This is a genomic window from Rhodopseudomonas sp. BAL398 (assembly GCF_033001325.1).
In the GTDB taxonomy this organism is placed as follows: Bacteria; Pseudomonadota; Alphaproteobacteria; order Rhizobiales; family Xanthobacteraceae; genus JARJEH01.
In genome coordinates, this window is record NZ_CP133111.1 from 1,183,000 (window position 1) to 1,196,531 (window position 13,532).

The 13,532-nt window shown below is 64.8% G+C and carries 15 protein-coding genes; 11 read left to right on the forward strand and 4 right to left on the reverse strand.

What is annotated here, in order from left to right; genetic code table 11:
* Positions 1-79 precede the first annotated feature (79 nt).
* From nthA to RBJ75_RS05560, 3 genes are read left to right on the forward strand one after another with little or no spacing between them, the layout of a single operon-like run.
* Entirely contained in the window at positions 80-703 is a 624-nt protein-coding gene (gene nthA / locus RBJ75_RS05550; RefSeq protein WP_044411978.1) for a nitrile hydratase subunit alpha, read from the forward strand.
* The gene (nthB, locus tag RBJ75_RS05555; RefSeq protein ID WP_044411977.1) at positions 703-1,359 is read left to right on the forward strand and encodes a nitrile hydratase subunit beta; all 657 of its coding nucleotides are present in this window, start codon (positions 703-705) and stop codon (positions 1,357-1,359) included. Before nthA ends, nthB begins: the two co-directional genes overlap by 1 nt.
* Positions 1,359-1,745, forward strand: a complete 387-nt coding sequence (locus RBJ75_RS05560; RefSeq protein WP_044411976.1) for a nitrile hydratase accessory protein — start codon at positions 1,359-1,361, stop codon at positions 1,743-1,745. The genes nthB and RBJ75_RS05560 overlap by 1 nt, the downstream gene beginning before the upstream one ends.
* 214 nt (positions 1,746-1,959) lie before the next feature.
* On the opposite strand, the gene RBJ75_RS05565 is transcribed toward RBJ75_RS05560, so the two are convergent.
* Positions 1,960-3,261, reverse strand: a complete 1,302-nt coding sequence (locus RBJ75_RS05565) for a serine hydrolase domain-containing protein (protein ID WP_080901042.1) — start codon at positions 3,259-3,261, stop codon at positions 1,960-1,962.
* A gap of 227 nt (positions 3,262-3,488) precedes the next feature.
* Between RBJ75_RS05565 and RBJ75_RS05570 the strand changes: the two genes are divergently transcribed.
* A complete protein-coding gene (locus tag RBJ75_RS05570; RefSeq protein WP_044411973.1) occupies positions 3,489-3,713 on the forward strand; it encodes a DUF3222 family protein in 225 nt (74 codons plus the stop codon).
* Positions 3,714-3,898: 185 nt separating this feature from the next.
* Here RBJ75_RS05570 and queC read toward each other — a convergent pair whose 3' ends face one another.
* The gene (queC, locus tag RBJ75_RS05575; RefSeq protein ID WP_044406506.1) at positions 3,899-4,633 is read right to left on the reverse strand and encodes a 7-cyano-7-deazaguanine synthase QueC; all 735 of its coding nucleotides are present in this window, start codon (positions 4,631-4,633) and stop codon (positions 3,899-3,901) included.
* Positions 4,634-4,763: 130 nt separating this feature from the next.
* On the opposite strand from queC, the gene mazG reads away from it, so the two are divergent.
* The 3 genes from mazG to RBJ75_RS05590 all read left to right on the forward strand — a co-directional run bounded on the left by mazG (position 4,764) and on the right by RBJ75_RS05590 (position 7,405).
* The gene (gene mazG / locus RBJ75_RS05580) at positions 4,764-5,591 is read left to right on the forward strand and encodes a nucleoside triphosphate pyrophosphohydrolase (RefSeq protein WP_044406504.1); all 828 of its coding nucleotides are present in this window, start codon (positions 4,764-4,766) and stop codon (positions 5,589-5,591) included.
* A 147-nt stretch (positions 5,592-5,738) separates the two neighbouring features.
* Entirely contained in the window at positions 5,739-7,040 is a 1,302-nt protein-coding gene (locus RBJ75_RS05585; RefSeq protein ID WP_044406502.1) for a hemolysin family protein, read from the forward strand.
* On the forward strand, positions 7,037-7,405 hold the full coding sequence (locus RBJ75_RS05590) for a hypothetical protein (protein WP_044406501.1): 369 nt from the start codon (positions 7,037-7,039) through the stop codon (positions 7,403-7,405). The genes RBJ75_RS05585 and RBJ75_RS05590 overlap by 4 nt, the downstream gene beginning before the upstream one ends.
* A 50-nt stretch (positions 7,406-7,455) precedes the next feature.
* Here RBJ75_RS05590 and RBJ75_RS05595 read toward each other — a convergent pair whose 3' ends face one another.
* Entirely contained in the window at positions 7,456-7,947 is a 492-nt protein-coding gene (locus RBJ75_RS05595) for a single-stranded DNA-binding protein (RefSeq protein WP_044406500.1), read from the reverse strand.
* 526 nt (positions 7,948-8,473) lie between these two features.
* Between RBJ75_RS05595 and RBJ75_RS05600 the strand changes: the two genes are divergently transcribed.
* A complete protein-coding gene (locus tag RBJ75_RS05600; RefSeq protein ID WP_044406499.1) occupies positions 8,474-9,232 on the forward strand; it encodes an outer membrane protein in 759 nt (252 codons plus the stop codon).
* 428 nt (positions 9,233-9,660) lie between these two features.
* On the opposite strand, the gene RBJ75_RS05605 is transcribed toward RBJ75_RS05600, so the two are convergent.
* Entirely contained in the window at positions 9,661-10,287 is a 627-nt protein-coding gene (locus RBJ75_RS05605; RefSeq protein ID WP_044406498.1) for a TetR/AcrR family transcriptional regulator, read from the reverse strand.
* An 87-nt stretch (positions 10,288-10,374) separates the two neighbouring features.
* Between RBJ75_RS05605 and RBJ75_RS05610 the strand changes: the two genes are divergently transcribed.
* From RBJ75_RS05610 to RBJ75_RS05620, 3 genes are all read left to right on the forward strand, one after another.
* Entirely contained in the window at positions 10,375-11,550 is a 1,176-nt protein-coding gene (locus RBJ75_RS05610) for a 4-hydroxybenzoate 3-monooxygenase (RefSeq protein ID WP_044406497.1), read from the forward strand.
* A 90-nt stretch (positions 11,551-11,640) separates the two neighbouring features.
* Positions 11,641-12,354, forward strand: a complete 714-nt coding sequence (locus tag RBJ75_RS05615; protein WP_044406496.1) for an SDR family oxidoreductase — start codon at positions 11,641-11,643, stop codon at positions 12,352-12,354.
* 198 nt (positions 12,355-12,552) lie between these two features.
* Positions 12,553-13,314, forward strand: coding sequence for an outer membrane protein (locus RBJ75_RS05620; protein WP_044406505.1), 762 nt, complete (start codon positions 12,553-12,555; stop codon positions 13,312-13,314).
* Positions 13,315-13,532: the final 218 nt, after the last annotated feature.

Genomic DNA, 13,532 nt, shown 5'->3' on the forward strand with positions numbered 1-13,532 from the left:
GCTCCCTGATGTTTTGTTCGCGCCAGGCTGGCAGAGCCCCGGCTCGACAGCGCAACAATTTCCCCGCTATGCTGGCGTCATGAGCGGACACCATCACGACCATCATCACGACCATTCCGAATTGTCGGAGACCGAGCTGCGGGTTCGCGCCCTGGAATCGGTGCTGACCGAAAAGGGCTATGTCGATCCCGCCGCGCTTGATCTCTTGATCGAGACCTATGAGACCAAGGTCGGCCCGCGCAACGGCGCCGCCGTGGTGGCGAAGTCGTGGGTCGATCCGGAATTTTGCGCGCGGCTAAAGGCCGACGGCACCGCGGCGATTGGCGAGCTCGGCTATGAGGGCCGCCAGGGCGAGCACATCGTCGCGGTCGAGAACACACCGCAGACCCATAACATGGTCGTGTGCACACTGTGCTCCTGCTATCCGTGGCCGGTGCTGGGCCTGCCGCCGGTGTGGTACAAATCGGCGCCGTACCGCTCACGCGCCGTCAAGGAGCCGCGCGCCGTGCTGGCCGATTTCGGCGTGACGCTGCCGGACCAGACCACGATCCGGGTCTGGGATTCCACCGCCGAGATCCGCTATCTGGTGATCCCGATGCGGCCTGCGGGCACCGAAGGCTGGAGCGAACAGCAACTGGCCGAGCTGGTCACCCGCGACAGCATGATCGGCACCGGCCTGGCCAAAACGCCGGGGGCCGGCTGATGGACGGCGCGCATGACATGGGCGGCGTCGCCGGTTTCGGGCCGGTGGTGCCGGAGCCGAACGAGCCGTGGTTTCACGCCGAATGGGAGCGCCGCGCCTTCGCGCTGACGCTGGCGATGGCGCGGCCCGGCGGCTGGAATATCGACATGTCGCGCTTTGCTCGCGAGAACCGCCCGCCGCAGGATTATCTCTCGAAGAGCTATTTCGAGATCTGGCTGGCCGGGCTGGAGCGTCTGATGGCCGAGCGCGAGCTGGTAACGCCCGACGAGATCGCGGCCGCCAAGCCGCTGCATCCGCGCCAAAAGGTGCCGGTGCTGCAGGCCGACGATGTCGCGCCGATGCTGCGCCGCGGCGCGCCGACCACGCGCGCCGCCAGTCACCCGGCCCGCTTCGTGGTCGGCGACCGGGTCCGGGCCAAGGATATTCATCCGCCGACCCATACGCGGCTGCCGCGTTATGTCCGCGGCCATGTCGGCGTGATCGAGCTGGTCCATGGCGCCCATGTGTTTGCCGACAGCAACGCCCGCGGCGCCGGCGAGGATCCGCAATGGCTCTATACCGTGGTGTTCGACGGTCGCGAATTATGGGGCGCGGATGGCGAGGCGTCGGCGACGATCTCGGTCGACGCCTGGGAATCCTATCTGGAGCCGGCGTAATGGCGCTCGACGCCCACGCCGCGCTCAACGCGGCCAACGCCCTGCCCGAGCTGCCGCGCGACGATGACGGGCCGGTGTTCCGCGAACCGTGGGAGGCTCATGCCTTCGCCATGGCGCTGGCGTTGCATCAGCGCGGCGTGTTCAGCTGGAGCGAATGGGCGGCGGCGCTGGCGGCCGAGATCAAGCGCGCCCAGGCGGCCGGCGATCCCGACAGCGGCGAGACCTATTACCGGCACTGGCTGGCGACGCTGGAACGCCTGGTCGCCGACAAGGGCGTCGCCACCTCCGACACCTTGCATCGCTATCGCGACGCCTGGGATCACGCCGCCGACCGCACCCCGCATGGCCAGCCGATCGTGCTCGCCGCCGAGGATTTCGCGGGTTAGCTTTTCAAGTGGGTTGATGCGCTTGCAACAAGGGATGCCGTCATTCCGGGGCACGCGCAGCTCGGCTGCGCGTGCTCCGGAATCTCGCTGAAGCGCTGTGCCTTGCCGCAAGATTCCGGGTTCGCTCGGCCTGCGGCCTCGTGCCCCGGAATGACCGCGAGCTGAGAAGCGTGTCCGCGCAGCAGGACGACGTCCTCAAAGCTGACCTGTCGGGTCACTCGCTCGTCGCAAACGCGTCATAGACCAATTGCCTGAAGGCCGCGGTGATGCGGCCGCGCTCGGTCTGGGTCTGCTCCATCAAGATGTAGATCATGTCCAACTTGGGATCGACGCCGAAGTAAGTGCCGCTACCGCCATCCCATTTCAGCTCGCCGATCGAGCCCGGCGGCGGCGGTTTGGCTTCGCCCGGACCGGTGCGCACCGCAAAGCCATAGCCGAAGCCGAAACCGTCGCCGGGATAATAGAAATAGTCGCGGTCGACGCCGGAGCCAGGCCCGATATGGTCGGTGGTCATCGCCTTGAAGGCGGCCGGACTCAGATAGCGTTTGCCGTCGAGTTGCCCGCCCTTGAGGATCATCTGAGCAAAGCGCGCATAGTCGGTGATGGTCGAGACCAGCCCGCCGCCGCCGGACTGCCATTGCGGATGGGCGCGGCGCAGCGCCTCGGACTGAACCAGAATTTCATCGCTCGGCAATGGCTCCGCCATGCGCGCCCGCTCCTCGGCGCTCTCCAGCACATATTTGGTGCTGGTCATGCCCAGCGGATCGAAAATGTGCTGGCGCTCGAATTGATACAGCGTCTGGCCGGACACGATTTCGATGACGCGGCCGAGCACGTCGGTCGAATGTCCGTATCGCCACAGCGTGCCGGGTTGCCGCGCCAGCGGCAGGTGGGCGATCCGCTCGGCGAACGCCGCATTGTCGAAGGGACCGTCGAAAATATGGGCGTCCTGATAGGCCTGTTCGATCAGCTCGCCGCCGATATATTCGTAGGTGATGCCGGAGGTGTGGCGCAGCAGATCCTCGATCGTCACCGCCCGGTTAGCCGGCACCAATGCGAGCGCGGGCTTGCCGTCCGCGGACATCGGTTCGATGCCGACCTTGAGGTCGGCAAAGGCCGGGATGAATTTCGCCACCGGATCGGCCAGTGCCAATTTGCCGGAATCGATCAGCATCATCGCGGCAACGCTGGTGATCGGCTTGGTCATCGAATGCAGCGCGAAGATGGTGTCGGGCGTCATCGCGGCGCCGGTGGCGACGTCGCGGACGCCGAAGCTTTTCAGATAGACCGGCTTGCCGTGCTGCTGGATCAGCACCACCGCGCCGGGCAAGCTGCTGGCGTCGACCTCATGGCGGAAAAACCCGGTAATGCGCGCGAGCTTGTCCGGCGCCGGGACCGGATCGTCCGCCGCCCGGCCGGCAACGGCGGCGCCGATCACCAGCACGGCGGCGAATGCCGACCCGATGCGCTGCAATGTGATCAAACCGAACCAGACGGGGCGTGCCGATTTCGTCATGACACCTGTTCGGTCGGCCTGGGAGTGGGCTCGGGGCTGGGGCTGGTCGATGATGGCGGGCCGGACAATAATCGAAAGGCTAGCACGCTACCGGACCAGCCGCCATGCCGCGCGGTTTCGCCGCCTGTGGGGAATCGCACGTTTGCTCCGTTGCAAGACGGCCGGAACGGCGTCAATATCGTCGTCTTGGCCCGCATGAAGCGCCTCGACAATCACGGAACACTGCCATGATCGACACCTCCGCCGAAGAGATCCGCAAGATCGCCACGGCCCTGACCAAGACGGCGATCGAGATCGTCTCCGAGGAAGATGGCGGCGCCCGCAACCATTGCAAGATTTGCGACGCCTCGGTGCCCTGGCTGCAGACCGGCGACGAGATCAAGCACAAGCCGGACTGCCCGGTGCTGATCGCCCAGAGCGTGCTGGCCAAGCCGCGGCTGCACAGCGTCTAGCGCTGTTTTCTGGCGCGTTCCATCGCCCGAACCGAGGAACCTCGTCATTCCGGGGCGCGCGCAGCGATAGCTGCGAGCGAACCCGGAATCTTGCCGCTTGTGCCTTGTCGCGAGATTCCGGGTTCGCTCGGCCTGCGGCCTCGCGCCCCGGAATGACGTTGAGCTTGGTGCGCCCGGTCAGCTCATCATCCGACTGATGGGTTCGAGCCAGACACGGCGGCATATTCCCGCCAGCCCTTGGCGCGCAGCTGGCAGGCCGGGCACTGGCCGCAGCCATAGCCCCATTCATGGCGGGCGCCGCGTTCGCCGAGATAGCAGGTGTGGGAATGCTCACGGATCAGATCGACCAGCGCGCTGCCGCCAAGATCATGCGCCAGCTGCCAGGTCGCGGCCTTGTCGCGCCACATCAGCGGGGTATGCAGTTGGAAATTCCTGGCCATGCCGAGATTGAGCGCGTGGTTGAGCGCCCGGATAGTATCGTCGCGGCAATCCGGATAGCCGGAATAGTCGGTCTCGCACATGCCGCCGACGATGTCGGCGATGCCGCGCCGATAGGCCAGGGCCGCGGCGAAATTGAGAAAGATCAGATTGCGTCCGGGGACGAAGGTGTTGGGCAGACCGTCCGCGCCCATCGCGATCGCGACGTCACGGGTCAGCGCGCTGTCCGAAATCGCGCTGAGCGTCGGAATCGCCAGCGTATGGCTCTCGCCCAGTCTTTGCGCCCAGTCGGCGCTGATCGCGCGTAGGCCCTCGACCAGCCGGTCGCGGCAATCGAGTTCGATGGCGTGGCGCTGGCCGTAGTCGAAGCCCAGCATCTCGACCCGGGCGAAGCGCGACAGCGCCCAGGCCAGGCAGGTCGCCGAATCCTGTCCGCCGGAGAACAGCACCAGCGCGGTTTGATCCTGAATATCTTGGCTCATCCGCTGGCCATAGCACCGCTGGCGGTCGCCGCCAAATGCCGCCAGCGACGGCCAGCCATGGCGATTTTCGCTGGGCCGTGGCGGCGCCTTGCGGCATAGAAGCCGAACCGCGTCCACAGTCAGGCAGCTCATGACCCCTTCCCGCGATATCGCCCGCCTGCTCGAGATCATGGCGCAGCTGCGCACCCCCGGCACCGGCTGCCCGTGGGATCTGGAGCAGGATTTCGCGTCGATTGCGCCCTACACCATCGAGGAAGCCTTCGAGGTCGCCGAAGCGATTTCGCGCAACGACCTCGACGATCTGCGCGACGAGCTCGGCGACCTGCTGTTGCAGGTCGTGTTCCATGCCCGGATCGCGGAGGAGCGCGCGGTGTTTTCGTTCGGCGACGTGGTCGAGGCGATCTGCGCCAAGATGATCCGGCGCCACCCTCATGTGTTTGCCGATGCCGAGGGCCGGATCGCGCCGGCCCATGTCGCCGGCGTCTGGGACCGCATCAAGGCCGAGGAAAAAGCCGACCGCGCGGCGCGCCGGGCCGAGCCCGCCCCGAATCCGGCCGGCTCGGTACTGGCCGGCGTCAAGCCCGGCCAGCCGGCGCTGAGCCGGGCGATGGAGTTGCAGCGCAAGGCCGCAAATGTCGGCTTCGACTGGAACGATCCGCGCGAGGTGCTGAAGAAGATCCGCGAGGAAGCCGACGAGATCGAGGATGCGCTCGATCGCGGCGACAAGGCCGAGATCGCCGCCGAGACCGGCGATCTGATGTTCGCGCTGGTCAATCTGGCGCGCCACACCGGCGCCGATCCGGAGATGGCGCTGCGCTCCACCAACGCCAAATTCGAGCGCCGTTTCGGCTATATCGAACGGCAATTGGCGGCGCGCGGCCGCAAGCCCGAGGCCGCCACTTTGGCCGAAATGGACGCGCTGTGGGATCAGGCCAAACGCGACGAAGTCGAAAAATAGCGTTTTACATCAGCTATTTTCACCAATCCGCTCATCTGATTGATGCAGTTGCCTCGGATCGCTGCGATGGGCCGATAGTTACGTTTGCCGGCCGGACTCCCTATCTATCTTGCTTCGGACCAGATGCAGGGGGGCGGCGCACGCGCCATGTTGTCGTTGGAATTCGCAATCGTCATCGTTCTCATCGTCGTCAACGGGCTGCTGTCCATGTCCGAACTGGCGATCGTCTCCTCCCGTCCGGGACGTCTCACAGTGCTGGTGCAGCGGAACGTCCCCGGCGCCGGGCAGGCGCTGGCGCTGGCCTCGGAGCCCGGCAAATTCCTCTCGACCGTGCAGATCGGCATCACTCTGGTCGGCGTGCTGTCGGGCGCGTTCTCCGGTGCCACGTTGGGGCTGCGGCTGACCGACTGGCTGGGCGAACACGGCGTACCGAGCGCCACCGCCGATATTCTGGGCTTCGGCCTGGTCGTCACGCTGATCACCTATGCGACCTTGATCGTCGGCGAATTGGTGCCGAAACAGGTGGCGCTCCGCGATCCCGAGGCGGTCGCCGTCAAGGTCGCCCCCGCAATGGCGTGGCTCGCCAAACTCTCGCTGCCGCTGGTGTTCGTGCTGGATATTTCCGGCCGGGCGATCCTGAAACTGCTGGGCCAGGGCGGCGCCACCGAAGACAGAGTGTCGGAAGACGAAATCCACACTTTGGTACGCGAGGCCGAAACCGCCGGCGTGCTGGAGCCCGGCGAAAAGGAAATGATCGCCGGCGTGATGCGGCTCGGCGATCGGCCGGTCGGCGCGGTGATGACGCCGCGGCCCGAGGTCGATCTGATCGACCTCACCGATTCCTGGGACGAAGTCTGCGAAATCCTCCGCGACAGCCCGCATTCCCGGCTGCCGGCGACCGACGGCGACCGTGACGATCCGATCGGCATCATCCAGGCCAAGGACGTGCTCGGCGCCTATCTGCGCGGCGAGAAGCCCGATCTGCGCAGCCTGGTGCGCGACGCGCCGGTGATCCCCTCATCGGCCGATGCCCGCGACGTGCTGGCCACGCTGCGCAAAGCAAGCGTGCATATGGGGCTGGTCTATGACGAATACGGCGCGTTCGAAGGCGTGGTCACCACCGCCGACATTCTTGAATCGATCGTCGGCGCCTTCAGTACCGAACAGGGCCCGGCCGAGCCCGCCTTCGTCCGCCGCGACGATGGCTCCTATCTGGTCTCGGGCTGGATGCCAGTCGACGAATTCGGCGATCTGCTGCCGGTGCCGGTGCCGGTGCATCGCGACTATCACACCGTCGCAGGCCTGGTGCTGCAGCATTTCGGCGCCCTGCCCGGCGTCGGCGACCGCTTCGACTATCAAGGCTGGCGCTTCGAAATTCTCGATCTCGACGGCCGCCGGATCGACAAGATTTCGGCAACGAAGCTCGAAGAACCGGCCGCGCCGGCGTGACCGCGCCGGATCAAAACCAATCTGCGGATGCCAAAGCGCGCGCGCTGACCACGATCCGCGCGCTGCACACTGCGATCTGGGGTTTTTTCGCCAGTTCGATCGTGGCGATTCCGATCGCCACGCAGCTCGGTGAACTCACCGCCGCGCTGTGGATGAGCCTGTTCGTCTGGGGCGAAGTGATCGTGCTGCTGGTGAACCGGATGCGCTGCCCGCTGACCGCGCTCGCCGCTTGCTACACGGAGGACCGCGCCGACAATTTCGACATCTTCCTGCCACGCTGGCTCGCCCGCCACAACAAGCTGATCTTCGGCTCGCTATTTGGCGCCTCGCAATTGCTGCTGCTCGGCGCGCTGATGGCGCGGTGATGTCACGGCGGCCCCGGTCAGGGGCCGCCCGGAGGTCGTCCCGCGTCGGCTCAGAACGGGATGTCGTCATCCATGTCGTTGCTGCGGCTGGGGGCCGCGACAGCGCGGCGCGGTGCCGGCGCCGAGACGCTGCTCGAGCCGAAATCGCCGCCTGCGGAATCATCCGCGCCATAGCCGCCGCCACCGCCGCCCTTGCCGTCCAACATGGTCAGCGTCGAATTGAAGCCCTGCAGCACCACTTCGGTCGAATAGCGCTCGATATTATCCTTGTCGGTCCATTTGCGGGTCTGCAACGCGCCCTCGATATAAACCTTGGCGCCCTTCTTCAGATATTGCTCGACGACCTTGCACAGGCCCTCGTTGAAGATCACCACGCGGTGCCACTCGGTCTTTTCCTTGCGCTCGCCGCTGTTCTTGTCGCGCCAGGTTTCCGAGGTCGCAATGCGCAGATTGGCAATCGGCCGCCCGTCCTGGGTCCGCTTGATTTCCGGATCGGCCCCGAGATTGCCGATCAGAATCACCTTGTTCACACTTCCCGCCATTACCGCTCTCCACTGTCGAAACTATCAGATCAGATTCACGCGCCGAATCAGATTGCACGCCGAACGGCGGCTGCCGCTGAATGCGAGCGCCGCCATCGCCGATCCGCCGAAATCATCCTGCGCGGACGCTATACGTTCTCGCCGTGCCGCGAGCTGATGATCCTGCGTTATCCACCGATCGCCAAGCTATGTTCTTTCTTTGTTCTCGATCAAGAGCTAAATCATGATGGCGACGCGATTTCCTGCTCTCATGCAACTCCAATGCCTCAATTGATGACAATATTGGGGATGCCGATGACGCCGCCCGACGCCCTCCCGGGCTGCCGGTGGTGTCCCAATACGCCAAACAAATCATGACCTTCCGGCCAGCACTTGGCGCGCAAGTGTTGCTTTTCGGCGACGGAAATTTGCACGGATGCCGAGTATATTCTGATTGACGCATCCGACCCACCGGCGCTCGCGCTGCTGGCATTTGCTGCGGGACATACGAGGATTTAACGGGCAGACGACGAGGGGAGATTTTGAGATGAAGAAATTTCTGATGGGGACTGCTGGTTTGATCGCGTTGAGTGCGGCCGCTGCTCCTGCGGTTGCGGCCGATCTTCCGGCCCGGACGTACACCAAGGCGCCGGCCTATGTGGCGCCGATCTACGATTGGAGCGGGTTTTATATCGGCGCCAATGGCGGCTGGGGAACCACGCACGACAAGTGGAGCACCATTGGCGGCTTTGATCTCGGCAGCCACGACGCCGATGGCGGCATCGCGGGTGGCCAGATCGGTTATCGCTGGCAGACCGGGACCTGGGTGTTCGGGCTTGAGGCCCAGGGCGACTGGGCTGATTTGAGCGGAAGCCACAATAATCTTGTGGTGGCGCCTCCGTTCTTTCCCTTCCAGCTCTCCGACAATTCCAAGCTCAAAGCGTTCGGACTGTTCACCGGCCAGATCGGCTATGCGTGGGATAACGCCCTGCTCTACGCCAAGGGCGGCGCGGCAATCACCAGCACGAAATATGACGTGTCGCTCCCGGTCTTGGGGATCGTCGCAGCCACGGATGACGTCGAGCGTTGGGGTGCAACGGTCGGCGCCGGCGTCGAATACGGCTTCGCGCCGAATTGGTCGATGGCGGTCGAATATGATCACATCTTCATGGGCCGGAAGGATGTCGATTTCTATTTGACCTCGACCGGCACTTTCGCTGGTGTTGCACACACCGGCGGCGACACCGATATGGTCACCGCCCGCGTCAATTATCGCTGGGGCGGCCCGATCGTCGGGCGCTATTGAGCCGCGTCGGATCGAGCGCTGGCGCCGTCGATGCGCCGGGCGCCATCAAAGGCCGGCCTTGCGCCGGCCTTTGTGCGTGATGGGCCATGGATTTTGTTGTCTGCCCGGCGAGCTGTCGGCGGCTGCCCCGCCCCCAGGGCTGTACAAAACGCCAGTTCCGAACGGATGCTCAACCGTGCGTCGCCTGATGGTCATCAGACTGGGATGACAACACTCACAGCTGGGCGCGGGCGTAGCGACGGGGAGCGCAGCCGACGACCCGCCGCAACGTCGTGTTGAAGGCGTTCTCGGATTTGCAGCCGAGGGTCTTGGCAACGTGCCGAGCGGCTTCCGGCCGGCCGTGAGCCTGTCCCTCGCCAACATCATCCGCCATCGGGTGAGATAGCCGATCGGCGTCTCTATTGAAGTCGCGGGATGCGCTCCGTTTGTCACACCGCCTCATAGATCTTGAAATAAGTGATGAGCAAATCGGCCAAGAAGTCCGCTTGACGTAAAAGCTCTTCTTTGGGTCGCTCCTCGTCTGTCGCACGCTCAGTGAAACTGGTGATGAGTGTGGTGACTGTTTCGATCGTAAAATCCAGGGCGTCCGGAAGGCGCTCCCCCAGAGCATCGGAGAGGAACGTATGAAACAACGTCGTTCCTCTTGCGAGCATGGCCTTGAACTCCGGCGTTTCCCGAAGCTCCACCGAGGCAGCGCGTAGCCCACGCCGCAACTCCACCTCCTCCGCCTCTACAAGCATCAGCTCTTGCACGAATGTCCGCAGGCGCAGCGCGGGACTACCGGTCGAGCTCGTCAGGATAGGCTCAAGGCGTGCGAACTGCTCCTCCCAGATGCGCTGTACGATGTGGAACAGCAGCGCCTCCTTGTTCGGAAAATACTGGTAGAACGACGCGACATTGACTCCGGCGCGCTCGGCGACCTTGTTCGAGGTGAAATCGGTGAGGCCGCCACGACGCAAAATGTAAGTACCCGCCTCGACGATGGCGGTGACGGTCGCGATCGATCTCGACTGTTTTGCCTGCTTTTTCAACGCCAAGTCAGGCTTTCGCGCCATCGCGCAGATCTCCTCCCGCCATGTGATTAGCGAACGCAAGCATTAGCTTATATTTTCTGTTCACATCACGGACAAGGAGCAGCGGCCATGGCCAGCACGGAAGAAACGAGCGTCGTCATCATCGGAGGAGGAACCGCGGGTCTGGCGCTGGCGACCTTCCTTGGCAACGAAGGCGTGGCGTGCGTCGTGCTGGAGCGGCGCGACCGTGCCACGATCCAGGCGCGCCAGCGGGCCGGCGCCGTAGATGCGAGCAGCGTCAGGATGTTCGAGCGGCGCGGCCTCGCCGACAAGCTTCTGGCAGGCCCCGTCACGCAGACGATCGACTATCGGGTCAACGGCGTCGGGCGCGTCTTCACCGTGACGAGCGACGACGGCAGCGAGGGGCGCTTCTGCACGCAACAGATGCTCGTCGCCAACCTCATGCGCGAGCTCATCGACAATATGGGCGGGGACGTTCGGTTCGCAGTAAGCGACGTGCGGATCAGCAATGAGGAGGGTGAACGTCCCCGCGTCCAATACGATCGCGCCGGAGAGACACATAGCCTGACCTGCGACTTCATCGCCGGCTGCGACGCCGATCACGGGGTCAGCCGCGCCTCGATCCCCGCCGACGTATTGACGACAGTCAGCCACGAATTCGGTTACGCATGGCTGGCGTCGCTGGTCGAGGCCCCGGCCGCCGGCCCTGCGATCATGGGAACGAGCGACAGGGGCTTCGTCTCCCAGATCCCGCGCGGGCCCGAGCGTAGCCGCTACTATCTGCAATGCCCGGTGAGCGATGGGCCCGAAGACTGGCCTGATGAGCGGATCTGGGACGAAATCCGCCTGCGGCTGAATGACGACACCATCAAGACCGCTCCGGTGCTGACGAAGGAGGTCGTGCCGCTACGCTCGGTGATTCATTACCCGATGCAGTATCGCAACCTCTTCCTGGCCGGCGATGCCGCGCATCTCGTCCCTCCCACCGGCGGCAAGGGCATGAACATGGCCCTGTACGACGTGGACGTGCTCGCAGATGCCCTGACCAACGCTGTGAAGGGCGCAAACACCTCCGGGATCGAATGCTACTCGGACACGGTCATGCCGCGCGTCTGGCGGTATCAGGAATTCAGCGCCTGGCTCACCGACACCATGCATGATGGCGGCGATCCCGCGCAGCACGGGGCGTTCCGGCAGATGACGGCTCGCGCTCGACTGGACGAGCTGTTCACCTCACCCGCCGCCGCTCGCCTCCACAGCGATTACCTGCGCGGGCTCGCGTGATCCGGCGGTCGCCAACCTCCTCATACGAATGAGCGCCGGCCAGGCTGGCTCCGGATTGGCCTCATCGCCCATCGGCAGAAGGATAGCGAAATGAGCGAAACCCGAACCAGCGTCATCTTCGGCGGCAGCCTCGGGATCGGCGAGGCCACCGCAGCACTTCTCGCCAAGCAGGGCGACGCGGTGACGATCGTCGGCCGCGATGCCGGCCGCCTCGCCGCCGCGGCAGAGCGGATCGGTGGGGTCAAGACTGCCGTCGCGGACGCGCGCGATCGCGATGCCGTCTCGCGGGTGTTTGAAGCCACTGGGTCGGTTGATACGGTGGTTGTCTGCGTCGGTGGAAGCAAAGGCATCGGCCGCTTCCTCGACATCGACCTGCATGACGTGATGGCGGCGTTCGAGGAGAAGGCGTTCGCCCAGCTCCTAGTGACGCAGGTCGCCGCCAATCATATGAAGCCGAAAGGCTCCATCACCCTCGTCACGGCCGGCTCGGCACGTTCCGTCACGCCGGGTGCCGTTGGTCCCGCCACGGTCAACGGTGCCCTGGAAAGCGCGATCCCGACGCTTGCGGCCGAGTTGGCGCCGATTCGCGTCAACGCGGTCAGTCCCGGCCTGATCGACACTCCTCTGTGGGATTTTATGCCGGACGATGCACGCCAGGCGTTTTTCGATGATGTCGGGTCCAGGCTGCCGGTGGGCCGAGTCGGACGGCCGCAGGAGGTGGCCGACGTGATCGCGCTGGTTGCAAGGAACGCCTTCGTTTCCGGTGCGACCTATGTTGTGGACGGCGGAACCGGGGCTGGATGATCCTCCGTGGCAATGTTGGGTCGTACCTGACAGGCCTCGTGACGGCTGTCTGGGGCGATAGTTTTCGCCCGGCCTGCCCCGCAACGCCCCCGCAGCGCAGTTGGTCAGTGTGGCCTGGGCGCTACAGCGCCGGCCGCGATTTAGGCTAATGTGTGACACGTTCAATCGCGACCCGGGGAGATCACGGTGCGGCAGGCAATCAAATCATTGGTGTTGGGACTGGCCGCGGCATCCGCGCTGGGACTGGCCTCGCCCTCATTCGCCGCCGATCTCGCCGCGCGTCCCTACACCAAAGCGCCGCCGATGCTGGCTGCGGTCTACGACTGGAGCGGCTTCTATATCGGCGCCAATGGCGGCTGGGCCTCGAGCCGGAGCTGCTGGGATTATGTCGGCAGCCCCACCGCGCGCGTCGCGGCGGTTTCCGAAGGTTGTCACGATGCCGACGGCGGCACCGCAGGCGGCCAGATCGGCTATAATTGGCAGACCGGCTCCTGGGTGTTCGGTGTCGATGCCCAGGGCAACTGGGCCGACCTGAAAGGCTCCAACGATCCGGCGGCGCCGCTGCCTGGCACCACCAATCGCTCCAAGGTCGATTCCTTCGGCATGTTCACCGGCCGCATCGGCTATGCCTGGAACAACGCCCTGCTCTATGTGCGAGGCGGCGCCGCGGTGGTGCACGACAAATATGATTTCGGCTTTACCGGAGCTGCTGCGCCGCTGAGCACCGGATCGGAAACCCGCTGGGGCGGCACCGTGGGCGCCGGCGTGGAATATGGCTTCACCCCGAACTGGTCGGCCGCGATCGACTATCAGCATGCCTTCATGGGCAGCCGCGACGTGACCTTCGGCGGGTTCTTCCTGGCGCCGACCGGTGTGGTCGAAAACGTCAAGCAGGACCTCGATGTCGTCACCGCCCGGATCAATTATCGCTGGGGCGGTCCGGCGGTCGCGCGCTACTGAGCGGCTTTGATCTGATTTGAGTGCAGCAGGCCGGCCTCGTGCCGGCTTTGTTGTGTGTGGGGGGCCGAGCGCGCTGGCTCGCGGCTGCCGCTCTGCCCTCGCTTGCGTTCCGCCCAGCCGTCTTGCCAAGAAATGGTTGATGGCTGCGACGCAGCACTGGCAATCGCCTCACGTTCTTCCTATGTTCCAGACTTGAGCCAATTGGCGTCAGCCCCGGT

Coding starts and splice junctions, on each gene's coding strand:
- RBJ75_RS05615 (WP_044406496.1), top strand. CDS start 11,641: ATGAGCGAAACCCGAACCAGCGTCATCTTCGGCGGCAGCCTCGGGATC.
- RBJ75_RS05585 (WP_044406502.1), top strand. CDS start 5,739: ATGTTGTCGTTGGAATTCGCAATCGTCATCGTTCTCATCGTCGTCAAC.
- nthB (WP_044411977.1), top strand. CDS start 703: ATGGACGGCGCGCATGACATGGGCGGCGTCGCCGGTTTCGGGCCGGTG.
- queC (WP_044406506.1), bottom strand. CDS start 4,633: ATGAGCCAAGATATTCAGGATCAAACCGCGCTGGTGCTGTTCTCCGGC.
- RBJ75_RS05605 (WP_044406498.1), bottom strand. CDS start 10,287: ATGGCGCGAAAGCCTGACTTGGCGTTGAAAAAGCAGGCAAAACAGTCG.
- RBJ75_RS05595 (WP_044406500.1), bottom strand. CDS start 7,947: ATGGCGGGAAGTGTGAACAAGGTGATTCTGATCGGCAATCTCGGGGCC.
- RBJ75_RS05570 (WP_044411973.1), top strand. CDS start 3,489: ATGATCGACACCTCCGCCGAAGAGATCCGCAAGATCGCCACGGCCCTG.
- RBJ75_RS05565 (WP_080901042.1), bottom strand. CDS start 3,261: ATGACGAAATCGGCACGCCCCGTCTGGTTCGGTTTGATCACATTGCAG.
- RBJ75_RS05560 (WP_044411976.1), top strand. CDS start 1,359: ATGGCGCTCGACGCCCACGCCGCGCTCAACGCGGCCAACGCCCTGCCC.
- RBJ75_RS05610 (WP_044406497.1), top strand. CDS start 10,375: ATGGCCAGCACGGAAGAAACGAGCGTCGTCATCATCGGAGGAGGAACC.
- RBJ75_RS05600 (WP_044406499.1), top strand. CDS start 8,474: ATGAAGAAATTTCTGATGGGGACTGCTGGTTTGATCGCGTTGAGTGCG.
- mazG (WP_044406504.1), top strand. CDS start 4,764: ATGACCCCTTCCCGCGATATCGCCCGCCTGCTCGAGATCATGGCGCAG.
- nthA (WP_044411978.1), top strand. CDS start 80: ATGAGCGGACACCATCACGACCATCATCACGACCATTCCGAATTGTCG.